Raw genomic sequence first — 21,839 nt, forward strand, 5'->3', positions numbered from 1 at the left:
GGGGACCCGCCTCGGTCACTCCCCGGTCCGTCGAGCCATGGCGCCGACGGTGCGGGCCATGATCGCCAGGTCGTGCCAGGGCCGCCAGTCGTCGATGTAGGCCAGGTCCTTCTCGACCCAGGACTCGAACGTGGACTCGGCCCGGCCTTCGACCTGCCACAGACCCGTGATGCCCGGCTTGACCGACAGCCGACGACGCTGCGCCGGGTTGTACAGGTCCACCTCTCGCCGAAGCGCTGGTCGCGGTCCGACGATCGACATGTCACCACGCAGGACGTTCAGGAACTGCGGGACCTCATCCAGGCTGGTCCGCCGCAGTACCCGACCGAAGCGGGTGATCCTCGGGTCATTGGTCGCCTTGAACGTGATGCCGTCCCGGGTGTTCAGGTGCTGCACCTCGGCCAGGCGCTCCTCGGCATCGACGGTCATCGTCCGCAGCTTGAGCATCCGGAAGACCCGGCCGTTCAGGCCGATCCGGTCCTGGCTGAAGAAGACCGGGCCCCGGTCGGTGAACCTGGCGACGGCCGCGGCGACGAGGATCACCGGGCTGAAGACGAGCAGACCGGCAAGCGCCCCGACGACGTCGAAGGTGCGCTTGAACCCGTTCTGGATGACGTCGTCGGGGGTGCTGACGAACGCCAGTTGCGGCACCCCGCCCAGCTTGTCGACCCGGCTCCGCGAGCGAAGCTGCTCGGCCATCCAGAGCGGGATGCGGACCTTCTTGCCCTGCTCCTCGGCGGTCTGCGCCACATGGCGGATCAGCGGCCACTGCTCGAACGGCAGACAGATCACCACCTCGTCGATGACCCGCTGCGTCAGAACGGCATCGATGTCGCCGATGCCACCCAGGCGCGGCTGCTCGGGCAGCGACGCATCACCACCCAGGAAACCGATCGGTTGCAGGCCGAGTTCAGGCTGCCCGGTGACCGTCGCGAGGAACCGCTGCGCGCCGATGCCATCGCCGACGACCAGCAGCCGACTGACGGCGCCACGCCGCGGCTCACGCGAACGACCAGCCAGGATCGTGGCCACCCTCCGACTGCAGACCAGCCACAGCAGCACCACCCCGGCAACTGCCAGCAGGTGGAGGCGACGGATGGCGGTCGCCTCGAAGGCAGCGATCAGCGTGAGGATGGCCCCGAGCACCACGACGGTACCGAGCACGGACCGGGCGACCAGCTGCCGGAGCCGCCGCGATGTCACGATGCGGTACAGACCGAACTGCGACCAGACCGGGGGAACGGCTGCGAGCAGGAGGAGCAGTGAGGCCGAGGGCGCCACACGTCCGTCGCCGACCATGAACATCGGACCCGCCACGCGGGCCAGGACGAGGAACACCGAGACGAGCACGGTCAGGTCCAGGCAGACCATGACCAGCTTGGCCCAGATCAGTTGATCCCGGCCCAGTCCATCACGTGTGCTGTCCGGCTGGCCGGCGTGCACCATGGGAGCATCCGCGGCCTCGGGTTCGGCGTGGCTGAGGTCGATGACCCGATCAGAGTGAACGGTTGGCTGGCTCACGATGCCCCCTCGGAACGGCGGGTACAGGGCTACGAGCGTGCGCTGCACGGTAGCGGCCGTTCGTTACCGCAGTGTGATCGATCAGCCACTGTCCGATGACGTGGTCATCTGGATTGCTATGGCGGACGTCGCGGGGGCCTCAGTTCCTGACGAAGTGCGTGTGCCGCCGGGTGCCACCGTCGTCCGCGCTGTCGGGTGGCGTCTGCTCGCCGGGTGTCTCGATGTCGACCGCGCCCGTCTGCGGCAGCTCGTCCTGCCGTCCGGACGTCCCGTCGACACCCCCGGGTGCGGGCACGGTCGAGTCGGTGACCGGATCACCTTCCGGCAGCGCCGGCGGGACCGGTCCGTCAGGGCTTTCCCCGCCACTTGACCGGTCGGAGAACCCCAGAACCCGGTCCAGTTCGGCCTGCCACGCCGCCGGGACGTGTGAGTCGATGGTCACCGTGGCCGTGGGATCGATGCGGTCAGGGTCGGCCGGACCGACGAACTCGCAGCCGTAGAGGTCAACGACCGCGTCGGCGCCAGCGTTCAGGTGGACGGACTCACCGATCCCGCCCCGCTTCACCGGATCGACGCTGTCGCAGCCGACGATGGTGGCGCTGGCCCAGATCCGGTAGTTGCGCTTGTTGTCCGCGGCGTACGGCGCGATCAGCAGCGTCTCCTCGGACTTCAGGTCGTACCCACCATCGGTGCTGCCCGTGGCGGACGTCGCCTCGAAGGTGATCCGGTAGGTCCCCCGTTCGGTGGCGAACCCGTCGCCGTTCCAGTACTCGTTCTGGGTGTCGTGGCTGTTGTGCATCCCGACCCGTCGCAGGACGACCTCATGGACCGAGTCGATCAGGTGCACCCCCATGGCGAAGTTGTCTCCGTCCTGCCGCTGCGAGTCACCAACCACGTCCTCGACGAGCACGTCGTGGCTGTTGTAGGCCAGACGGATCACGTTCTTGCTGAACCCGGCCACCCGGACCTCGGTGATGCTCGAGTTGGTCAACGAGGCGGAGGGTTCCGAGCCCGAGAGGTGCGTCGTCAGGAAACGCCGGATGTTGGTGGCGGACATGTCGCGCAGGTGCAGGTTGTCGACGTCTCCCATGATCCGGAAGGCCGTTCCGACATCGGCGAACGAGAGGTTCTCGACGTGCAGGTTGTCGGCCCCGGAGCTGAGCCGGAAGATCTCACCACCATGCTTGCCGTCGGGCGTCCAGGGGTTGGAGCGGGTGGACTGGATGAGCGGCGTCGCCGGGGAGCCGTCCGCGGCGCCTCCCCGGATCGTGATCGGTGCCTCCGGCGTACCACCACGCCAGATCGTTGCGGAGGACTGGTCCAGGTACGGCCCGCGATCCGCCAGGATCACGATCTCATCGCCCGGGCTGGCCGCCTTGATGACCCGGTTGATGCGGGTGAGGGACTGCGCGTCATCCGGGCTCGAGCCGCTGGCGTCCCCACTGGCGGAGGGTGCGATGTACCAGGTCGTGGGGGAGGGTTGAGCCGCCGCGGGCATGGCGAGGAGCGCCAGCAGCAGCGTGGGGGCGAGGAGTCCCCCCATGAGGCGACGGAGCACAACGACTGAAGACACGGATCTCGACAATCTGTAGCGAAGGGTTGCACAGAGTGACTCGACTGGTCGTCGTCGAAGCTTGAGCCGTTATTGGCCGATCTCGTGGGACCCGGGCCGACGGCGCTCAGGCTGGCCGGGTTACTCGCTGGACGTGTGGCTCTGCTGTGACCGGAAGGCGGCCAGCCAGTCGACGAAGTGGCTCATGCCCTCCTCCAACTCCGTATCTGGTCGGAAGCCGGTCACCTGGATGAGTTCGTCGGTCCGGGCCCGCGTGATCGGCACGTCGCCATCGGCGGCGGGCTGGTAGTTGATGACGGCCTTGGTGCCGATCAGGTGTTCGAGCAACTCGATGAGCTCGCGGATGGTGGCCTGGCCACCGTGGCCGATGTTGAACAGGCGAAAGGGTCCCGGCGCCGTGGCGGGATCGGGGTCCTCGGCTGTCCACGCCTGGTTGGGGCCGGTCGGGTTGCCGGCCACCCGGACCACACCCTCGACGATGTCATCGACGTAGGTGAAGTCGCGGACCACCGACCCGTCGCCGTACAGCGTCAGAGGCCGGCCTGACATGATCGCGCTGGCGAAGGCGTAGTAGGCCATGTCGGGGCGCCCCCAGGGGCCGTAGACGGTGAAGAACCGCAGGCCCGTGGTGGGCAACTGGAACAGGTGGCTGTAGCTGTGAGCCATCAGCTCGTTGGAGCGCTTGGTCGCCGCGTACAGGCTGACCGGGTGGTCGGCCGGGTCGTGGACATCGAAGGGCAGCCGCCCGGTCGTGCCGTAGACGCTCGAGGAGGAGGCGTAGACCAGGTGCTCGACATCGCCTCGCCGCGCGACCTCCAGCACCGTGGCGAAGCCGGTGAGGTTGGAGTGCACGTAGGCAGCGGGGTTGTGCAGGGAGTACCGCACGCCGGCCTGGGCCGCCATGTGGATGATCACCCGGGGACGACGCTGGGCCGCCAGCAGCCCCATCGCCTCGGCGTTGGCGCAGTCCATCCGGTGGAAGGAGAAGTTGGGATCCTGCTGCAGCTTCGCCAGGCGGCCCTGTTTCAGCGCCGGGTCGTAGTAGGTGTTCAGCGCGTCGACCCCGATGACCTCGATGCCCTCGGCCAGCAGGCGCTGGGCCAGGTGGAAGCCGATGAAGCCGGCAGCTCCGGTCACCAACCATGGTCCAGGTGAGATCCGGTTGCGCCACCCCTGGGGGTCAACCGACGATGTGTGTTCCATGATCAGCCCTGTTCGACGTCATCACTGTGCGGTTGCCGTACGGTAGGCCCTCAGTGCTGCTGCGCCGCACGATCACCCGTGTCCGCCGGTCCACCATCCTCGACCGTCCGGACGTCCGACGGACGGGCCTGTTGGCCGGGAGTGCGCGCAGCGGGACCACGTGGGTGGCTGGCCTGCTCAATGCGGAGAACGCTTATCGGGACATGTTCGAGCCCTTCCACCCGGGGAAGGTCGACCGGATCTCACACTTCGCGTTTCGTCAGTACCTTCGTGCTGACGAGATGAGGCCGCGCTTCACCGAGCCGATCATGTCCATCCTCGCGGGCGACATCCGGCATCCCTGGGTCGACAAGCACAACGAGCGTCTGTGGGTCAGGTATCGACTGATCAAGGAGATCCGCGCCAACCTGTTCCTCGGGTTCATCCGGGCGGCAGTCGCGAACCTGCCGATCGTCCTGTTGCTGCGCCACCCGGTTGCCGTGGCGGCGTCACGGGCGGAGCTGGGCTGGAGCGTGGACCTCCGCTCCTTCCTCGCCCAGTCGGACCTGGTCGAGGATCACCTGGCCCCGTTCGTCGACGTGATCAGCTCCACCAGCGACCCATTCCTGCAGCACGTGGTCCTGTGGTGCATCGAGAACCGGGTGGCGCTGCGCGACCTCGGTGCCGCGTCGCCGGCACGCACCCACGTCTGCTACTACGAGCACTTCTGCGCCGACCCCGTCGCCGAGACGACGGCGGTGCTCGAGCTGTTCGCCCGCGCCGGGCTGGTCCCACCGAGCGCGGAGCACACGGCGTCGGTCAGGCAGGTTGCGGATCGCCCCTCACCCCTCGCCAAGGCACACAGCGCGGTCAACACGGGGGACGACCGCATCCGCGGCTGGCGAAGCCGGGTGTCTGTCGAGCAGGTGCGGCTCGCCCTGGACCTGGTCACGGCGTTCGGGCTGGACGGGATCTACTCGGACGACGTGCTGCCGCACCAGTCGTCAGGCGGGTGTCCGACCATCCACTGAGACGTCCCCAGGTGCGCGGTGCAGCACGAACGCGCCCTTCTCCAGTTCGAGGTAGGTCGAGCTGAGCTCGGGGTGGACCTGCGTCCACCGGGTCACCATCTCAGCCTCGTCCGGCCGTGCGCCGTCATCGGCCACGATCGTCACCGAGGACGACAGGTGGTCCCACAGCAGCGGGACGGCGGGGAAGCGAGCCAGCGGCTGGATCGTTCCGGGCGGCCCGTCGATCACGAGCAGGTCGATCGGGTGGTCCAGCTCCACCTGCTCGAGGTCGTACCAGCGCCATGTCTCGCCGTCGATCTCGTACGCCCGCAGGGGCGCGTCGATCACGCTGGCAACGTCCTCCAGCCCGTGGGCTCGGACCTGGCGGCGTGTCTCCTCAGCCCACTCCGGGCTGCTCTCCAGGGAGACGACACGGCCGTGCCCGCGCTGCTGCAACGCGTAGCCGATCGCCACCGTCGAGGTGCCACTGCTGGCTTCCACGACCAGCGTCGGTTCGCGCCGCTTGACCTGATCGACCAGGACGGTGAGCAGGTCGGCTGATGCCGCCCAGCCACCGAGCGGCAGGAGTGGCGCCCGCGGTGAGAGCAGCGCGTACAGCGCGCCGAGTGCCTCGGTCTGCTTGCTGGCGTTCAGCTGGGCTGCCATGGCCTCGACCGCGTGACTGCGCAGACGTCGGTAGACCTCCAGCGCCACCATGATGATCGCGGTCGTCGCAGCGCCGAGGCCGGTGGCGATGCCGACCGGAACCGAGATCGCCGTCCCGATGCCGGTCAGGGCCGCGACGATGACACCGACCACCAGCGCCGATCGCAGGTCATCGTTGCGGGTGTTCGTGCTCATGTCCGCAGTCCCGCTGGTGGTCCGGCGTTGTGCAAGCTCATCAGTTCCTCGGCAGCGCGGTCGAAGTCCCCTTCCGCACCGACGAAGTCCCAGAGCCTGCGCAGGGCGACGGGCCCATCGTTGATGTCGATCTCCAGCGCGTGCCGCACGCCGTGCAGGAAGTGAGTGACGTTCCCCTCGATGGTCTCGACCAGGTCTCGGGCCACAGCGGGTCGCTGGTCATCCGGCCAGAACTCGTTGCGCTGCAGCACCCCGTAGGCGTAACTGTCGATCAGGGAGTTCCATCGGAATCTTCCCGTCAGCGCACGACGAATGCGCCAGCGCAGCGGCGGGACATCCGGCCGCCAGCGGTCCACGAAGCTGCGCGCGACGAGCGCGGGGTCGCGGCGCAGGTGGACGTAGGCGGCTTGGTCGCCGTAGGTGCGGTAGAGCCGACCCAGGTACCAGCTCAGCCGGTTGTCCACCTCGATGTGGTTGTCCGGGTAGTCCAGGCGGGACGGGCCCAACGTGTCCCGATGGCTCTCATGCCCAGCGGTGTAGTTGGTCATGTGCTGGCACGCTCGCGCCAGTGATGTCGAGCCGGTGCGGCCGGCTCCGAGCACGAACACTCTCATGCTGTCCTCCTTCTTCGTGAGATGCGCCAGTACGTCTGGCGTGGCAGACGGCCCACACGCAGGGCCGGCCCGGTCAGGGACGGAGCGACGTCGTCCAACGCCGTCAGACCTCGCCATCGCCGCTGCTGGGTGACAGCGGTGAGGGCATCCAGGACCGTCCGTCGGGTTGCGGGGTGCTCTGCCTCGGCCGCTGCCGCCAGCAGTTTGCGCGTCATGACGCCGCACGCTGCCGGATCCTGGCGGACGCGTGATGCGTACTTGGTCGCCACTGCGGCCAGGCCCAGGCCTCGCCGGTCGCCGGCGAAGACTCGCCTGCCGTCGGTCGTCTGGTGGATCACCGTCGTCGTGTGGTCAGTGGTGGCGACATCGGTCAGGTCGAGCAGTTGGAGCAGGTAGTCCCAGTCCTGCATTGCGGGCAGCGCCTCGTCCCAGCGAGGGGACACACCTCGGCGAACGGTCAGGGACGAGGTCACCGCAAGCCGCCAGTTGTCGAAGCGCAGGACCCGGCGGGCGTCAGCGCAGTGGTCACGCGTGACCGGTGCTTCGCGGACCCCGTCCCGCACCCGCACGGCTCCCGACACGATGGCGCCGGCATCGCCGATGGCGGCGAGATCCTGCTCGAGCTTGTCGGCGGTCCACGCATCGTCGGAGTCCAGGTACGCCACGAAGTCCTGCGTCGCGGCCGCCAAGCCGGAGTTCCGGGCGGCCGGTGCGCCGCGGCTGATCGGATGGTCGAGCCGCCGCAGGGCCGAGGTGGGCGGTAGCGGATCGTCGGCCAGGTCGTGCCCGACGGGGCCATCGCGGACGACGATGACCTCGGCCGGTGCACGGGTCTGGGCAGCGACCGAGCGGATGCAGCGATCGATGCCCTCAATCCGAGGGCCGAGGGGGATGATCACTGAGACCGGGGCGGGCGGCGGTTCCATGCGGGTCCTGGAAGATCACGTAGGCGGCAGAAGACCATACTGCCCGTGATCCGCGTGTTCGCCCAGCGGGGAGGCGACCCGATGGCCGATGTCCGGATCACTGATCCTCGTCCGTGTCGATTCCCACGGCGGTCGGGACCTCGCTCGAGTCCGTGGACCGCGAGCGCCGGAGGAGGGAGAACAGCACGCGCAGGGTGTCCCGGTCGAAGACGAACGCGACGAGGCCGTACACCACTGCGCCGGCGGCGACCAGGGTGACCAGGGCGAGGAGTCCGGGGATCTGGCCCTCCAGGGCGGTCTGCAGCGGCAGGACGGCTGCGGCCATCGCGATCATGCCGATGACCGGGACGACCACCTGGCGGAGGTAGTGGAGGGGCGAGAGCCCGGCCACGCGTCGGAGGATCAGGAACTGGACCGGCCAGAACAGCACCGAGGTGATGGCCACGGATGCGGCCACACCGACGATGCCGTACTGCACGCCGATCAGGAACCCGAGCGTGTTCACGATCAGGCGGGCGATGTTCATCGTCAGCGTCAGCCCGCCTCGTCCCTTGGCCAGCAGCAGGGCTTGGCTGAAGTAGGTGACGCTCATGACGACGCCGTTGACGACGAGGAACTGGCTGGGGACGATCGCCTCGTCCCACTGGGGCCCGAACACGGCGGGGAAGAGCGTCGGCGCGACCAGCCCGAGCCCAGCGAACAGTGGGATGCCGACCAGCGCGCTGATCCGGGTGGCTCGATACAGCGCATCACGCATGGCCGCAGCATCGTGCTGCAGTCGGGCGAAGCTCGGAAGGGACACGCCCGAGACCGACGTCAGCACGCTGTCGACCACGACCCGGTAGAAGCGGTAGGCGATCGTGTAGATGCCGAGGGCGGAGGAGCCCAGGTTCAATGAGATGATCAGGTTGTCGACGTTCTTGTTGGCCGTGCTCATCAGCCTGATGCCGGTCACCGACGCGCTGAAGCCGAGGAGGTCACGGAACTCGGACCGGCCGACCGACAGACTCGGCCGCCACTCGCTCACCCGCCACAGCATCGCGCAGCCGAGCGCCGTTCCCACGAGGAGTTGCACGGCCAACGCGTAGGGGCCGGCTCCCGCCCACGCCAGTCCGATGGCGACGATGGCCGCACCGATGGTGGAGACGATGTTGCGCACCGCCAACTCGGAGAACCGGAAGGACCGCTTGAGCAGCCCCATCTGCACGCTGGACAGCGCTGCCAAGGTCGAGTTCAGGGCCATCAGTCGGAGGATCGGCGTGGCCTGGCTGTCGCCCAGCGCCGTGGCGACGGGGCCGGCCGCGCTCGCGACCACTGCGGTCAGCAGTGCCCCCGTTGCGACCGACGCCCAGAACGCGGTGTTGAGGTGCCGGTCGGTCAGGTCAGGATGGCGGACGATCGCCGTCCCGAAGCCGAGGTCAGCGATGGCGGTGAGGACGCCGACGGCCACCGTGGCGACGGCAACGATCCCGAAGTCCTCGGGGACGAGGAGTCGGGCGAGGACGATGACGACGATGGTGGTCGCGGCCTTGCTGAGCCACTGCGCTGCGAACAGAACCAGCGCAGATCGCCCTGCCGAACGGCCGAGGGTGGCCTCGGGGAGTTCGTCGACGGGCAGTGGACTGCTGGCGCTCATCGTCCCCACACCCTGCCCCGAACCGAGGTGCCCGCACGTCGCCGACGCAGCGCCATCCGTTTGCGCGTGCGGTCGAGGTATCCCGCCAATCGTGCGCTGGCGGGCACCGGTGCCGCCGGTTCCTCGAAGCGTTGGTGGCCGATCATCGACTCCTGGACCGTCTCGAGGACGGGGAAGGGGAAGACGCTGTAGTTCGGAACGCCGTGCTCCCAGTACCGGTCCAGCTGGTCGTCGATCGGTCTGCTCACCGTGGAGAAGCGGGCCAGGAAGTGCCGCGCAGCCGGCCGTGCGATGTAGTAGGCCTGCGTGCCGAAGGCGGGGTCCAGCAACTCGATCAGCGCGGTCGACCGTGTGAGGAAGGGTCGCTGGCGTTCGACGTACCGCGGTGTGCGCTTGTAGTACAGCCGCAGGTAGGAGATGCCGTGGTCGACGGGACGGTGGTCGGCCAGTGCCCGGAGGAAGAGCCAGTCCGCGATGACGTCGTCCTCCAGGACGATGTAGGCCTGGTCCTCTCCGGCCAGCAGTTGGCGCCAGATGCCCAGGTGGCTGGAGTAGCAGCCGATCTCACCCGCGGTCAGAGACCGCCCCTTGGCTCGCCTGGCCGCACGGTCGTCGTAGGTCAGGGCCGGGTCGAGGCCGGTGTGGGCGTCGAAGAAGGACCACGGCAGCGAGCAGGTGGGGACGCTGGCTTCGAAGCGCCGCCGCCGCTCGGTGGCCGTCGGCAGACTGAGCACGACGACCTTGGTTCCCCGGTCACCGGCCGGCCGCGCGGTTTGGTCCTGCGCCACGCCGCAACGCTACTCGGAGACGGGTGAACAACAGCGGTCCGCACGCACACCACTGCACAAGGCCTGGACGAACACCAGGTCGACTCAGCCAGACCGCTCCGGTTGGATGTCGGCCCCCGGGTCGGCCAGGTGGTACTTCGCGAGGTACGCCAGGTGGGTGGCTTGCACCGCGGCCCCGACACCCGCGGTCGTCACACGCTGCCACGGCGACATCTCGACCTCGCGGGCGATCGAGCGGGTTCCTCTGACGAGCTTGCGTGCGCGGGTGCGGACGAACTCGCGCCGCCACCCGTCGCTGCCAGCTTCGAAGCGCCCCAGGGTCAGCCGGTGGGCACGGCCGCGGAAGGCCGCCCAGTCCGAGCGGGCGCGATGGAACACCACCACCTGGTCGCTGTACGTCCCTCGCACGCCGTGCCGGTGGGCGCGACCGCCCCACTCGTGGTCACCACCCGAGCGCAGGCCGGCATCGAATGGCCCGACCCGCTCGAACACGGCTGTGGTCATCCACGCGTTCGCCGTCGCGGCGTAGTGGTTGACGTCCATGTCCCGCGCCTGGTCGAACAGCAGGACCTTCTCGTAGCGCTCGAACGCGTTGCCGACGTCAGGCGCGGCGAGCGCCTCGAGGGCGCGGTCGCGGTCGCGGCCCGACAGGTCCCACCGATACCCAGCGTTCGGTCCTGCGGCGTAGATCACCACGCGGCCCGCCAGGTACTCGACCCCCCTGTCGACGTGGCGGCGGCCGGCCTCGATGAAGTCGGACCGGGGGATGCAATCCGCGTCCACGAAGGCCAGGATCTGTCCCTGGGCGTGTCGCGCACCGAGATTGCGAGCGGCATATGGCCCTGGCGCCTCCTCCCGCAGGAGCGTCGCGCGCGCCGCGGGCGGCAGGGCCAGCGGTGGGTCGGAGCGGTTGTCGACGACGATGACCTCGAAGGTCTCGTCGGGGGCGGTCTGCTCGCCCAACGCCTGCAGGCATCGTCGGATGCCATCGGCGTCGTTGTACACCGGAATGACGACGGACACGGTCGGCGACATGACAGCCGCGACGCTACCCGCGGTTGGTGTCCACCCACACGTACGCTTGCCCAGGGATGGCAGCGGGTCGGAGGTCGGAGGGCGTGACGCGGGCGACCCGACGCCAGCTCTACGACGTCCTGTCCTGGGCGCTTGCGGTGTCGTTCGATCCGTTGGTGGCCGCGCGTCGGCGCCCACGAGCGGCGTGGATCGCGGGCGCCTGGGAGGAGGTGGTGGCGGCCGCTCGCTTCCACGGCGTCTTCGGCTATCTCACCCGTGCGCTGCGGCAGTCCGGCGTCGAGCTGCCGGACCAGGTGGTGACTCAGCTTCGTGAGGGCAACGCCATCAGCGGGGCGCAGTACCTCGCCGCCGTTGCGGACCTCGCCGTCGTGGCGCGCACCCTCGACGAGCGCGGCATCGTCTGGGCGGGGTTCAAGGGCCCCTTCCTGACGGAGTTGGCGCACGAGGCGGTGCACCTGCGGACCTTCGGCGACCTGGACGTGCTGGTCGCGCCGTCAGACATCCGTGCGGCCGTGACCGCGCTGGTCGCCGTGGGGGCCCACCCGATGGTGGAGGACCATCGTCGCGTCCTTGCGGAGCAGCGCGCCGAGATGCACCTGGTGCTGCCCGGCGGCACCCAGCTGGATCTTCACTGGGACCTGGTCGCCGACGGCCAGCGTCGCGCCGACGTGTCCGTCCCGCCCGCTGCGGCGCTGCTCGGTCGTCGTCGGCAGGTGCTCGTTGATGGCCACCCCCGGTGGACACTCGGCCTGGCCGACAGCGCCCTGCACGTGGCCATGCACGCGACGTGGAGCGGTGGGCACCGGCTGATCTGGGTGCGGGACGTCTCCGGGCTCTGGACGGCGCTTGCGGCTCAGGACGCGTCGACCGACGCCATTGGTTCACGGCTTGACGGCCACGCGATGGTCGAGCAGGCACGGTCCTGGGGGGTGGTCCAGCCCGTCTCGATGGCGCTCGGCCGCATACCGCGGTTCGGCGGTGAGCTGCCGTCGGTTGCTGGTCCGCTCGTGGCCGCGGGGTCGAGCTTCACGGCAGCCCTGCTGCGTTGCTTGCAGTCCGTCCACCGGCCGCCGGTCCGCGAGGGGCGTCAGAGCATCGCGATGTGGCATGCGCGATCGGCTCGGGACTCGACCGGCGCGGTCCTTCGGGAGATGGCGCGCTACGCGCTGGCCTTCCCGCGGCGCGCCACGTACCGACGGGTCGGTCCCCCACGGGCAGACGAGGCGGGTACCGGCCTGGACGAGCTGCTGAGCGCGCTCAGCGGCCAGGACGCCAAGGCGGTCGAGGGGTAGGGGCCCAAGTGGTCAGCGGACGCCGGCCAGGTCGAGCACGAACCGCGTTGCTGCCGCCAGATCCTGTCGGCCCATCACCGCCGTCGTGCTGGCCCGCTCGACCAGGGCTCCGATGGCGCCCAGCCCCCGATCCGTTCCGGCGCCGGTCGGGATGACCAGCTGGCCGAGCAGCAGGGCCGCATCCCGGCCGGAGATGGTACGAGGCAGCGGATCAGGCGCTCGAGAGAGACCGATCACCGCCGCCACCGGGGCGGGGTCGCGCGAGGTGCGGCCGGCCGCCGACATCCGCAGGGGACCGTCTTCCCTGAACAGGGCTCCGTCAGTGCCGAGATGGCCCAGGACGGCGTTGGCTCCCGCCTTGAGGTTCAGCGGCGCCGGCGATCCGGTGACCAGACCGGTGTCGGCCACTGCGACCAGCTCATCGGTCAGGCCGAGTGCGCCACCGCGCAGGCATGCCGCGACGAGGGTCGACTTGCCGACGCCGGAGCGGCCGGCCAAGAGGACGGCGCCTCTGCCTCCGGCCACGGCTCCGGCGTGCAGCAGCACCGAGGTCCGTCCGTCGCGGGCGGCGTGGTGCAGGGCACGAAGGACCGCACGGCCCAGGTCCGCTCGTGTGGTTGGACGGAGCACCTCTGCCGGGCTGGTGACCGACCACGCGTGCACGTCCAGCCGCCGGATGCCGACGTGGACCGGTTGCGGATCAGGACCGCCGCCCCGCGGCGCGATCGCCAGGTCGCCGAACAGATCGCGCAGGTAGGTGCGGTCCTCGGCGTCGTCGGCGTCGACCTGCAGCCAGACGCCGTGATGGAGGACCCGGGTGGCCGGGGCGGACATGGACCGGGTGGGTGGGTCCTACTCGATGTCGTCGTCCGCGGCGCTCTCGTCGGGGTCAGCCACAGTCGCGTCCTGGCCGCTCTTGCTGGCCTTGAGCATGGCGGCACCACCGGCAACCGCGCCGGCTGACAGCCCGACGTAGGACAGGACGCCCAGTCCCGTCGTGGCCAGCGAGTCGGGCTGGTCGGGGTCGGCGGGGACCTCCTGACGCACCGCGGTCGTGACGGGGGCCGGCGGGGTGCCAGCGGACACGACCGGAGTCGTCACCTCGCCCGGCTCACCCGGCTCGCCTGGCTGACCCGGTGCGCCCGGCTCACCTGGTGCTCCGGGTTCCCCCGGTTGGCCCGGTTGGCCCGGCTGTCCGGGCTCGCCTGGCTGACCGGGCGGCGGCGGCTCGGGGTTCTCCGTGTCGACGCCGATCACCACCGGGTCCTCCGTCGGGGGGGGTCCGGACTGCGCGAACGCAGCAACGGGGCGAAGGACCAGGATCGTCGGTGCCGCGTAGGCGGTGCCGACCAACGCCCGGCGGCTGACCCTGGAGCGGTCGTCTTTGATGGCTGCTTCTGGACTGCTGCTCTCACTCACGTGTAGCTCGACTTTCGGCGGCGTCGGTCAGTAGTCGTCTCTCGCGCAGTGTAGTCACGAACTCGGTCACATCGCGAGATGCAGTACGAGCATCAACCGCGAAGGCCTGGACCAGACGGTCCACCAGGTCCGTGATCGTGGCACCGGCGACCAGTTCTCGCCACAGCAACGAACCGGTGTGGTTGAGCGAGAGGTACTCATCACGGGTCAGGTCGACGGCGATCACCTCACCGTCGATCTCACGCCAGCTCACGCGCTGATCATCCAGTTGCAACTGCATCGGTGGTGCAGCGTATCGGGTCGCGGTGAGGACTACGATCACTGACGATGGATCTCCGCGCAGTCGCACGACGGGGCATCGCCGTGTACGAGCGCAGGCGAACCCGGGCCATCCCGCCCATCGTGTTCTTCCACCTCCCCAAGTGTGGCGGCACCAGCGTCCGCATCGCCCTGCGCAACCGTCTGTCCGCCCTCGGCACGGGCACCAGCATTGCCGAGCTGGATTCCGCCGCGACTCGAATCGTCTCCGAACGCAGCGGCCAGTCGCTCCTCGCCGTCCGTCAGGCGTGGCTGGACTATCAGCTCGCTCGATCCGACGTCCAGCTCGTGGCGGGCCACGTGCCCTGGTCGCCGACGGTGATGCACGGTGACCGCAGCCGGGTGCTCGTCACGCTCCTGCGTGACCCCACGGAGCACCTGCTGAGCGGTTACTACTTCAACCGGGACAAGGCCGACAGCGATCACTTCGGGATTCCGGACTCGACCACACTCGGCGAGTACCTGGACTCACCACAAGCTGCGAGCTCGGGCGCCATGTTCGTCAGCTACTTCACCGATCCGGCGTTCCGTGGCGACCCGAGCAGCGAAGCGGCCATCGAGGCCGCCATCCGGAACCTGGATTCGGTTGATGTGGTCGGTGTCCTGGAGGACCTCGATGCCTGGCTCGAGCAGCTGCAGCGCCGCACGGGCGTGACCCTCCGGGTCGAACGCCGCAACACGAGCCCGACGTCAGCCGCGGAACGTCACCAGATGCTCGAGCCCGTGCTGCGCGCGCGCATCCACACCGTCACCCGGCCCAACCGCATCCTCTACGAGCACGTCACTCAGGACCTCGACGAGGTTCTCACCGAGGGCGGCGAGCCCATCACCGGGCGGACGCCGTAGCGTCGACACGGGCCGGTGTGCGTTCGCCGTGGCTGCGAGCCCAGGCGACCGATGACGCGGTAGCCATGAAGGCCATCAGGTACCACAGCGAGACCAGCTGTTGGATGATGTTGCTGGCCAGGCTGGCGACCAGGAATGCGGCCAGGACCCCCGAGCTGCCGATGGTGAGCGCCCGCGGCCAGCCTCGGGTGTGCCGCTGCCCGATCAGGCGGATGACCGTTGTGATCAGAACTCCCACGAACGTCAGGTAGGCGAGCAGCCCGATGACGCCGGTCTCCACGTACGCCTTGACGATGTCGTTGTGCGCGGGCTTCCCATTGGAGCTGACGTCGGTGATCACCGTGCTGCCGATGCCCGTTGCCGGCACATCCGAGGCCAGATCTCCAAGCTCCTGCCAGTAGTCCAGCCGCCACACCAGGCTGTTGCCAGCGGTGCCTCGCAGGCTGCGGTCGGCGTTCAGGTCGGAGAGGCGCTCCTGCACGCTCGGGACGAACAGCATGCCGACCACGGCCAGGATGATCACCGGCAGAACCCAGTACCGTCGCGCGACCACGGCCATGGCGATCACCGCGACGACGACGGCCAGGTAGCTGGATCGGGAGTAGGTCAGTACCAGCTCGATCGCGGTGACGGCCACGAGACCGACCACCGCGACCCGGAGGGCCCCACGGGTCATGGGGACCGCCGCCACGCCGACGATCAGCATGACGGTGAGGAAGAACCCGAAGGTGTTGGGGTGGGAGAGCGACCCTTCGATCCTGCCGACACCACGGGCGATCTGGAGGAGGCCCACGATCAGCGGCACGACCGACCCGATCAGCACGCCCATGACGATCCGACCGATCTGCTGGGGGTCGTACTCGGTCAGCCGCCCGGTCACCGGACCGGGCCTGCGGGCGAGGTGTTCGAACGTCGTGAACATGATCGCGAGGATCCAGAAGCGGAGCGCACCCTCGGCGGCCGCGCCGGTGCGCTCGGAGAACACGATCGACACGGTCGCGGCGACAGCCAGTGCCAGCGCAGACCAGGTCACGGGCGAGAGGCGAAGCTCGCCGATCTTCGCTCGGCTCACCAGCCACAGGACGGCCACCACCGCAAAGCCCAACGTCACCACGACGGAGGGGCGCAGAACCGACGCACCGGGGACGTGGGTCAGGTCCAAGGCCGCCCGGCCGGCCAGCATGAGCAGCGCGAGCGCCTCGAACCGCTGGAGGGTCAACGTGGCCACGCCGACCAGGAGTGCCAGGCCCAGCAGCGCGGCACCAACCCAGACGGGCAGCAGCACCGTCGTCGCGCCGAGGGCCACTGCTGCGATGACCACCAGGCCCGCGACCAGCCCGGATGGTCGGTCTCGGTCCGGCCGAACGCGGACGAGCGGCTCGACGGTCGCCATCAGCGGACCCCCATGATCCGGCGACCGGTCCGCACGACCACCCGCTCGACGCGGCGGCGAACGGGCCAGGTCCGTGACGGCTCGTTGGTCATCGAGGCCGGGTCGTACCCGAACTCGCCGGCCAGCTCCACCACCGAGCGGTCAGGGGTGAACCCGAAGCGACCATCCGTCCGCCACGCCCCGATCGAGCCGGCGTGCAGACGGCCGGCGTCGAGCCGTGCGTCGTCCACGCCGCAGAAGCGGGTGACCGGAGCGAGGACGCCGGGGTCAGCCACCACGTCCTCGTATCGGATGACCTGGACGTGGTCGGGACGGGTCGAGCTCAGCCACTGCAGGTTGCGATACGCCTCGGCCCACTCGAACTGCAGCGCTTCGGGCGGCGTCCGCCACCGGCGGTAGGCCGAGTAGAGGGTGTCCATCGGATGTCGCACCAGACCGACCAGTTGCATCTCGATGGACGGCACCCGTTCCATGGCCTCGACCAGCAGTGCGAGACACGGCCGCTGCACCAAGTGGTGGGGGCTCTTCTCGAAGAACACCGGACGGTGCGCCTCGACCAGTCGTCGCCACCCCTCGAACACCAGGCCGTCGTCATCGCTCGGCATGTCGGACGGCAGATCGTCGGTGTTGTCGGCCAGCAGGCGGATGAGGTCCTGACGGGCGCGCTCCGGTGGGATCGGCACCTCGCTGTCCAGCATGTCCCGCTGCGGCCGGCCCAGGACCGAGGCGGCCTTGGTCCAGAACAGGGTCTCGTGCTGCTGGTGGCGGGTGTGCTCGACATGGCGGATCCGACCGGTGCTGGCCAGGACGTCCTGGACGACACTGGACCCGGACGACTTCGTCGAGAGGAGCACGACCGCCTTCGCCGGGGTCTGTTCGTTGGCGGTCATCCCTCCACCTGCCCGACTCGCGCAGCGTGGTCGAGTTGGGCGCCGAGGGCCTCACAGCGCTCCCGGATGGCGGGGTCGATGTCCAGCGGCGCCCGCGTGGCCGCCGGACGGCGTTCGATGTGGGCCACGAGTGCCGGCCGGTAGGTGATGCCGAGGAAGGCGCACAGATCGGACATGGCGGCCTCGGGGTCACGGGTGAAGTCGCCGTAGCGGGCGAGTCGCACGTCATCACGGCGGTCGAGGCCGAGGGTGAAGTAGAGGCGGTTGCGCAGGTACCAGAACAGCGCCGCGCCGCTCTCCGGGGTCATCCGATCGACGTCCAGGGATGCCACCCAGGCAGCGTCCGCCTCCGCGATCCCCTGCGTCTGCCAGTGGTTCCGTGCGCCACCTCGGGCAAGCGCCTGCATCACCCGCAGGTTGATGTCCCCGAACTTGGCGAGGTAGGAGCGGACCCGACCGTCGACATCGCGGTAGGCCCAGACGGCTCTGGTCGGTCCCTCGAGGGTCGGCAGCGACAGCAGGTCGAGGGTGCGATGGCTGTCCAGCAGCGGCTTGAACACGACGTGGGGGTAGCGGCTGCCCGCGACCAGCTCGGCAAGTCGTTCGTCGGACCGCAGCGCGAAGTTGCGATAGGCCCGTCGGTCGCCCTCGTTGTACATCACGACCTCGGGGGCGTTGCCGAGGCCGTAGACCATCATGTTCGTCCCGGATCGCTGCGCACCGACGACGAACGTGGTGGTGATGGTCGTCGGTCGTGGGTTGCCGGCGCGCCATCGCAGGGCAGCGGCCATCCGCCGTGCCCGAACTGTCGGCTGCAGATCGTGCTCCTCGAGGAGGTTCGCCCAGCCGTGCGTCCGACCCCAGTGGAGATTCCGCCGGATCTTGGTCGCCAGGCTGTTTCGAACGGTCACCTGTCCCCACGCTAGATGTGACCGCTGGCGATTCCCATCACTCGGTCCGGCCACACGGACGAGGACGCCGGGCAGCACCGCGTGGCCACGCCCTACACTGCGCGTCATGGCTCACACCGTGAGTTGTGTGATTCCCACCTACGCACGGGCGACACAGCTCGATGACGCCGTCGAAGCCGCTCGGGCGCAGACGCACATGCCGGCGGAGGTGATCGTGGTCGACGACGGCCCGCAAGACGCCTCGGCTCGTCAGCCGGTCCGCGACTGGGCCGGGTCGCCGCTGGTGGTGGTGGTCGACAATCCCGACGGACAGGGGGCGTCCAGCGCCAGGAACACCGGGGCGGAGCGGGCCAGCGGATCGCTGCTCGCCTTCCTGGACGACGACGACCGCTGGGACCCGACCTACCTGGCCCGGGCCCTCGACCGGCTCGAGTCAGCCGACGTCGACCTGGTCGTCACCTGGGCCTGGCTCTGCTTCGAGGACGGGACGCGCCTGCCGGGACCGGCCATGCCGGAGGGCCTCACGGTGGCGGACGTGGTCGCGATCAACCCGGGACTGACCGGATCCAACCTGGTGATCACACGCAGTGCGTTCGACCAGATCGGCGGGTTCGATCCGGCACTGACCGTGTCGAACGACAAGGACCTCCTGGTGCGGTTCCTCGATGCCGGGCTGCGCTACGCCGTCGTCGAGGACCGTCTCGTGCGCAAGACCGAACATGAACGGGACCGACTCACCCGACCATCCCTTGCGCGGGTTGCTGCCCTCGGCGCGTACGAGCGGAAGCACGCCGACCGCCTGAGCCGTCGCCAGCGCTGGCAGCTTCGGGCGAAGCGGGCGCGGGTGCGGCGTCGGGCTGCCGAGTCGCTGCTCGACCGGTCACGCGCGACCGGCGTGCTGCTGGTCTGCCTCATCCTCGGCGGGCCGGTCGAGGGGCTCCCCCGAGCCCTGCAGCGGCTGCTGGCCGGCCAGCGCTCGGCTCCCGGGCAGGAGGGCTGAGGGCGGTCAGCGCCGTCGGCCGCTCAGTCGCAGACGAACGTCGTCATCCTCCACGGGCCCATCGTCCAGCACCAGTGCGTCCCGCTGGAGGGACCTTGCCGGCTCGTCGGACCGGATCGCATCCTCGGCGGCCAGCCCGTCGGGGGACATCTGCGGATCGTCGGGCTGCGCGGGATCACCGTCGGGGGAGCGTGGACCGCGCCCGAGGCCCCATAGCGCCAGCACGGCCAGGAACGAGACACCGAACCCGGTGGCAGCCGCGAGGATGACCCGCTGGAGCCAGGGCAGCAGGTCCGGTCCGGTGGCTGCGTCGACCGGCTGCAGGATCAGCGCCTCGGGGGAGCGCTGCAGCTCGAACGTCGCCTGGACCTGCGCCAGCGCGTCCTCGGCGGCGAAGAGGTCGGACTGCGACTCACCGATCCGCGCTTCGATCTGGCTGAACTCGCGGGCCAGCTCGATCAGGCGTGGGAGCTCCGCCTCTGCGTTGGCCTTCGCCGTCTCCAGACCGGCGATGTAGATGCTGCCGAAGCTCAGCAGGGTCGCCTCGCGGATCTGCCGGTCCAGGGAACGGATGTCCGACAACGTGCCCTGGTAGGTGCCGCGCGGGTCGAACACACCGGTGGTTGCGATGAAGCGATCGATCTCGGCCTGGGCCGCCTCCAACTCTGCCCGCGCTCGCTCCACCCGGTCGGTCGGGCCTTCCAGCGGGGCCGTGCCGAGGTTGTCGATCGTCGCGCGGATTCCGGCGTCGAGCGCCTGGGCGGCGACGAGTTCGTCGTCGGTCTCGTACGTCACGTCGAAGAGGACCGATGACCCCTGACGCTCGACCGTGACACCGGTCTGGAACTCGAGCGGTGTCACGTCGGGGACGGCGCCCGCCACGATGTCGGCCGTCTCTGCGCTGCGGATGCTGAGCCCGAAGTTGGTGACGTACAGGCCGATGCCGCTCGAGCTCGAGATGTCCGTCGGGGTTCGGAGCACCGCAGTCGCGACGGAGACGTCCTCCGGGGGTGGCGCCAGGAAGGCCGCCGCCGCGCCGGAGAGGATCGTCGCCAGCGCGATGATGATGATCTCGCGGCCGAAGGCCTGCCCGAAGCTGGTCCGGTCCGGCGCGTCCTGGTCCATGCCGTTCCATGCTAGGCACGACGGCGGCCGAACGGCAGCAGCGTCACCCGGTCAGGTGATCACTGCCCGCCGGGTCAAGGCCTGGTCGACGCAGCACCGGCCGGGCACCTCAGCTGGCCAGCTGGTCGCCGAGATCGTCGGTCTCCAGGGCGTTGCCGGGCTCCACGGTGCTCAGCTGTGACTCGGCCGCGCGCCGGACGTCCGAGTCGATGACCTGCAGGGTTGCCGCGGGCCCATCGACGTCGAACACGATCGTCTCGGGGTCGGCATCGACGAACCGGCAGCCCGACATGACCACGACCGCCCCCTCGGCCACCTGCACCTGGGCCTGCGTGCCGGTGCCACCGCGCTTGTTCGGGTCCAACCCCTCGCAGTCCTGGACGTCGATCAGGCCCCAGAACCGGTAGTTCCGCTTGTTGTCGACCGCCCTGACCGAGCGCATCGTGATCTCGGTGCCCTTGATGTCGTACCCCCCGTCGCTGTGGCCGGCAGCCAGGGTGTCGATGAACTGAACCCGCGTGACGCCACGCTCCACAGAGAACCCGTCACCGTTCCAGTACTCACCAGTCGTGTCCAGCGTGCCGGTCATCTGCACGCGTCGGAGCACCACGTCGCTGACCTGGCCGGACAACGACACACCAACCGCGAAGTTGTCACCGTCCTGCTGCTCGGAGTCGCCGACCACGTCCTGGAGCAGGACGTCGCGCGTGCCGTATCGCAGCCGGAAGGCCGACTTGGAGAACCCGCGGACCGAGACGTCAGAGACGCGCAGGCCCGTGATGCTCGCCGTCGCCACGCCGTCGGCTGCGGTCGTGTCCAGGAACCGCCGGACGTTGGTGGCGCTGACCTGCCGGACGTCGAGATCGCGGATGTCGGCAGCCACGCGGAAGGCCACGCCCACGTTCTCGAACGCCAGGTCGACGAAGCGCAGGTGGTCGGCACCGCTGCCCAGCCGGAACACCGCGTCTCCTGGATCGCCCGCCACGTCGTAGGGGGCGGTGCGGGTGCCGGTCAGGACGACACGCCGACCTGAGGGCGGCCAACTCCGGATGGTCACTGGTGCCTGGCTGGTGCCGCCGCTGGTCAGCGTCACGGAGTCGGTGACGGGGATCGTCCCGGAATCGGCCACCACACGCACGTCGAGGGGCCCGTCTGCTTCGGCGATCAGTTGGTCCAGTGAGGAGAGGGGAGCGGCTTGCCCCTGGGCAGAGCCGTCGCCCCGGCCAGACGCTGCAGCGGCGACGTATCGAACGGCCGTCTGCGGGGCGGCCGCGTCGGCGGACTCGGGCTCCGGTGCCGGCCCGTCGGTGCTGGTGTCGGCGGCCGGCGGCTCGCTCGCCGCGCCCGCCTCGGACTGGACCACGTCAACGCTGCTCGCGTCATCGCCGAGCAGGCGCGACAGCACGAACAACGCGGCAGCGACGGCGACGGCGATCACGGCTGCGGCCGCGAGGGCACTGGTCAGGCTGGACGATTGGCGGGTTCCGGCCATCTCGGCT

General features: G+C 69.6%; 21 protein-coding genes. 4 read left to right on the forward strand and 17 right to left on the reverse strand.

All coding sequences use genetic code 11. From position 1 onward, the window contains the following. Positions 1-15 precede the first annotated feature (15 nt). The 3 genes from C1746_RS08295 to C1746_RS08305 all read right to left on the reverse strand — a co-directional run bounded on the left by C1746_RS08295 (position 16) and on the right by C1746_RS08305 (position 4,297). Positions 16-1,521, reverse strand: a complete 1,506-nt coding sequence (locus tag C1746_RS08295; RefSeq protein ID WP_162867533.1) for a sugar transferase — start codon at positions 1,519-1,521, stop codon at positions 16-18. A gap of 139 nt (positions 1,522-1,660) precedes the next feature. Then, positions 1,661-3,094 (reverse strand): hypothetical protein, encoded by a 1,434-nt coding sequence (locus tag C1746_RS08300; protein WP_162867534.1) that lies wholly within the window; start codon positions 3,092-3,094, stop codon positions 1,661-1,663. A 120-nt stretch (positions 3,095-3,214) separates the two neighbouring features. Beyond that, complete coding sequence (locus tag C1746_RS08305) at positions 3,215-4,297, reverse strand: NAD-dependent epimerase/dehydratase family protein (protein WP_116714156.1); 1,083 nt, start codon at positions 4,295-4,297, stop codon at positions 3,215-3,217. A gap of 53 nt (positions 4,298-4,350) precedes the next feature. On the opposite strand from C1746_RS08305, the gene C1746_RS08310 reads away from it, so the two are divergent. Next, a complete protein-coding gene (locus C1746_RS08310) occupies positions 4,351-5,307 on the forward strand; it encodes a sulfotransferase (RefSeq protein ID WP_116714157.1) in 957 nt (318 codons plus the stop codon). Here the strand turns inward: C1746_RS08310 and C1746_RS08315 are convergent. The 6 genes from C1746_RS08315 to C1746_RS08340 form a co-directional block, all read right to left on the reverse strand. After that, positions 5,281-6,147, reverse strand: coding sequence for a class I SAM-dependent methyltransferase (locus C1746_RS08315; RefSeq protein WP_116714158.1), 867 nt, complete (start codon positions 6,145-6,147; stop codon positions 5,281-5,283). The genes C1746_RS08310 and C1746_RS08315 overlap by 27 nt on opposite strands. Continuing rightward, positions 6,144-6,761: a hypothetical protein gene (locus tag C1746_RS08320; protein WP_162867535.1), complete on the reverse strand. Its 618-nt coding sequence runs from the start codon at positions 6,759-6,761 to the stop codon at positions 6,144-6,146. The genes C1746_RS08315 and C1746_RS08320 overlap by 4 nt, the downstream gene beginning before the upstream one ends. Beyond that, complete coding sequence (locus C1746_RS08325; protein WP_116714160.1) at positions 6,758-7,687, reverse strand: glycosyltransferase family 2 protein; 930 nt, start codon at positions 7,685-7,687, stop codon at positions 6,758-6,760. Before C1746_RS08325 ends, C1746_RS08320 begins: the two co-directional genes overlap by 4 nt. A 97-nt stretch (positions 7,688-7,784) precedes the next feature. Next, complete coding sequence (locus C1746_RS08330; protein ID WP_162867536.1) at positions 7,785-9,323, reverse strand: lipopolysaccharide biosynthesis protein; 1,539 nt, start codon at positions 9,321-9,323, stop codon at positions 7,785-7,787. Then, positions 9,320-10,111, reverse strand: a complete 792-nt coding sequence (locus tag C1746_RS08335; protein WP_116714162.1) for a glycosyltransferase family 25 protein — start codon at positions 10,109-10,111, stop codon at positions 9,320-9,322. The genes C1746_RS08330 and C1746_RS08335 overlap by 4 nt, the downstream gene beginning before the upstream one ends. An 84-nt stretch (positions 10,112-10,195) precedes the next feature. After that, complete coding sequence (locus tag C1746_RS08340; RefSeq protein ID WP_116714163.1) at positions 10,196-11,146, reverse strand: glycosyltransferase family 2 protein; 951 nt, start codon at positions 11,144-11,146, stop codon at positions 10,196-10,198. An 83-nt stretch (positions 11,147-11,229) separates the two neighbouring features. Between C1746_RS08340 and C1746_RS08345 the strand changes: the two genes are divergently transcribed. Then, complete coding sequence (locus C1746_RS08345; protein ID WP_162867537.1) at positions 11,230-12,438, forward strand: nucleotidyltransferase family protein; 1,209 nt, start codon at positions 11,230-11,232, stop codon at positions 12,436-12,438. A gap of 12 nt (positions 12,439-12,450) precedes the next feature. Here the strand turns inward: C1746_RS08345 and C1746_RS08350 are convergent, their stop codons facing one another. Genes C1746_RS08350 through C1746_RS08360 form a run of 3 tightly spaced genes read right to left on the reverse strand, consistent with a single transcriptional unit; the run spans position 12,451 to position 14,137 of the window. Next, on the reverse strand, positions 12,451-13,272 hold the full coding sequence (locus C1746_RS08350) for a hypothetical protein (RefSeq protein WP_116714165.1): 822 nt from the start codon (positions 13,270-13,272) through the stop codon (positions 12,451-12,453). A gap of 18 nt (positions 13,273-13,290) precedes the next feature. Beyond that, positions 13,291-13,857 (reverse strand): hypothetical protein, encoded by a 567-nt coding sequence (locus C1746_RS21985; protein ID WP_162867538.1) that lies wholly within the window; start codon positions 13,855-13,857, stop codon positions 13,291-13,293. Next, the gene (locus C1746_RS08360; RefSeq protein WP_162867539.1) at positions 13,850-14,137 is read right to left on the reverse strand and encodes a PqqD family protein; all 288 of its coding nucleotides are present in this window, start codon (positions 14,135-14,137) and stop codon (positions 13,850-13,852) included. Before C1746_RS08360 ends, C1746_RS21985 begins: the two co-directional genes overlap by 8 nt. 47 nt (positions 14,138-14,184) lie before the next feature. Between C1746_RS08360 and C1746_RS08365 the strand changes: the two genes are divergently transcribed. Next, a complete protein-coding gene (locus C1746_RS08365) occupies positions 14,185-15,021 on the forward strand; it encodes a sulfotransferase family 2 domain-containing protein (RefSeq protein ID WP_116714168.1) in 837 nt (278 codons plus the stop codon). On the opposite strand, the gene C1746_RS08370 is transcribed toward C1746_RS08365, so the two are convergent. Genes C1746_RS08370 through C1746_RS08380 form a run of 3 tightly spaced genes read right to left on the reverse strand, consistent with a single transcriptional unit; the run spans position 15,002 to position 18,215 of the window. Beyond that, positions 15,002-16,414, reverse strand: a complete 1,413-nt coding sequence (locus C1746_RS08370) for an O-antigen ligase family protein (protein ID WP_116714169.1) — start codon at positions 16,412-16,414, stop codon at positions 15,002-15,004. The genes C1746_RS08365 and C1746_RS08370 overlap by 20 nt on opposite strands. Continuing rightward, complete coding sequence (locus C1746_RS08375; protein ID WP_116714170.1) at positions 16,414-17,304, reverse strand: sulfotransferase; 891 nt, start codon at positions 17,302-17,304, stop codon at positions 16,414-16,416. The genes C1746_RS08370 and C1746_RS08375 overlap by 1 nt, the downstream gene beginning before the upstream one ends. Beyond that, on the reverse strand, positions 17,301-18,215 hold the full coding sequence (locus tag C1746_RS08380; RefSeq protein ID WP_162867540.1) for a sulfotransferase family protein: 915 nt from the start codon (positions 18,213-18,215) through the stop codon (positions 17,301-17,303). Before C1746_RS08380 ends, C1746_RS08375 begins: the two co-directional genes overlap by 4 nt. A gap of 106 nt (positions 18,216-18,321) precedes the next feature. On the opposite strand from C1746_RS08380, the gene C1746_RS08385 reads away from it, so the two are divergent. Next, complete coding sequence (locus C1746_RS08385; protein WP_162867541.1) at positions 18,322-19,215, forward strand: glycosyltransferase family 2 protein; 894 nt, start codon at positions 18,322-18,324, stop codon at positions 19,213-19,215. A gap of 6 nt (positions 19,216-19,221) precedes the next feature. On the opposite strand, the gene C1746_RS08390 is transcribed toward C1746_RS08385, so the two are convergent. Both C1746_RS08390 and C1746_RS08395 read right to left on the reverse strand, forming a co-directional pair. Then, positions 19,222-20,340 carry a GumC domain-containing protein gene (locus C1746_RS08390; RefSeq protein ID WP_116714173.1) on the reverse strand — a complete coding sequence of 373 codons (1,119 nt, stop codon included), beginning with the start codon at positions 20,338-20,340 and terminating at the stop codon, positions 19,222-19,224. 109 nt (positions 20,341-20,449) lie between these two features. Continuing rightward, on the reverse strand, positions 20,450-21,832 hold the full coding sequence (locus C1746_RS08395; protein ID WP_116714174.1) for a hypothetical protein: 1,383 nt from the start codon (positions 21,830-21,832) through the stop codon (positions 20,450-20,452). Between the last annotated feature and the right edge of the window lie 7 nt (positions 21,833-21,839).

Origin of the sequence: Euzebya tangerina, assembly GCF_003074135.1 — a bacterium.
Lineage (GTDB): Bacteria > Actinomycetota > Nitriliruptoria > Euzebyales > Euzebyaceae > Euzebya > Euzebya tangerina.

Coding starts and splice junctions, on each gene's coding strand:
- C1746_RS08365 (WP_116714168.1), top strand. CDS start 14,185: ATGGATCTCCGCGCAGTCGCACGACGGGGCATCGCCGTGTACGAGCGC.
- C1746_RS08305 (WP_116714156.1), bottom strand. CDS start 4,297: ATGGAACACACATCGTCGGTTGACCCCCAGGGGTGGCGCAACCGGATC.
- C1746_RS08360 (WP_162867539.1), bottom strand. CDS start 14,137: ATGCAGTTGCAACTGGATGATCAGCGCGTGAGCTGGCGTGAGATCGAC.
- C1746_RS08390 (WP_116714173.1), bottom strand. CDS start 20,340: ATGGACCAGGACGCGCCGGACCGGACCAGCTTCGGGCAGGCCTTCGGC.
- C1746_RS08385 (WP_162867541.1), top strand. CDS start 18,322: ATGGCTCACACCGTGAGTTGTGTGATTCCCACCTACGCACGGGCGACA.
- C1746_RS08325 (WP_116714160.1), bottom strand. CDS start 7,687: ATGGAACCGCCGCCCGCCCCGGTCTCAGTGATCATCCCCCTCGGCCCT.
- C1746_RS08330 (WP_162867536.1), bottom strand. CDS start 9,323: ATGAGCGCCAGCAGTCCACTGCCCGTCGACGAACTCCCCGAGGCCACC.
- C1746_RS08315 (WP_116714158.1), bottom strand. CDS start 6,147: ATGAGCACGAACACCCGCAACGATGACCTGCGATCGGCGCTGGTGGTC.
- C1746_RS08370 (WP_116714169.1), bottom strand. CDS start 16,414: ATGGCGACCGTCGAGCCGCTCGTCCGCGTTCGGCCGGACCGAGACCGA.
- C1746_RS08395 (WP_116714174.1), bottom strand. CDS start 21,832: ATGGCCGGAACCCGCCAATCGTCCAGCCTGACCAGTGCCCTCGCGGCC.
- C1746_RS08320 (WP_162867535.1), bottom strand. CDS start 6,761: ATGAGAGTGTTCGTGCTCGGAGCCGGCCGCACCGGCTCGACATCACTG.
- C1746_RS08375 (WP_116714170.1), bottom strand. CDS start 17,304: ATGACCGCCAACGAACAGACCCCGGCGAAGGCGGTCGTGCTCCTCTCG.
- C1746_RS08340 (WP_116714163.1), bottom strand. CDS start 11,146: ATGTCGCCGACCGTGTCCGTCGTCATTCCGGTGTACAACGACGCCGAT.
- C1746_RS08350 (WP_116714165.1), bottom strand. CDS start 13,272: ATGTCCGCCCCGGCCACCCGGGTCCTCCATCACGGCGTCTGGCTGCAG.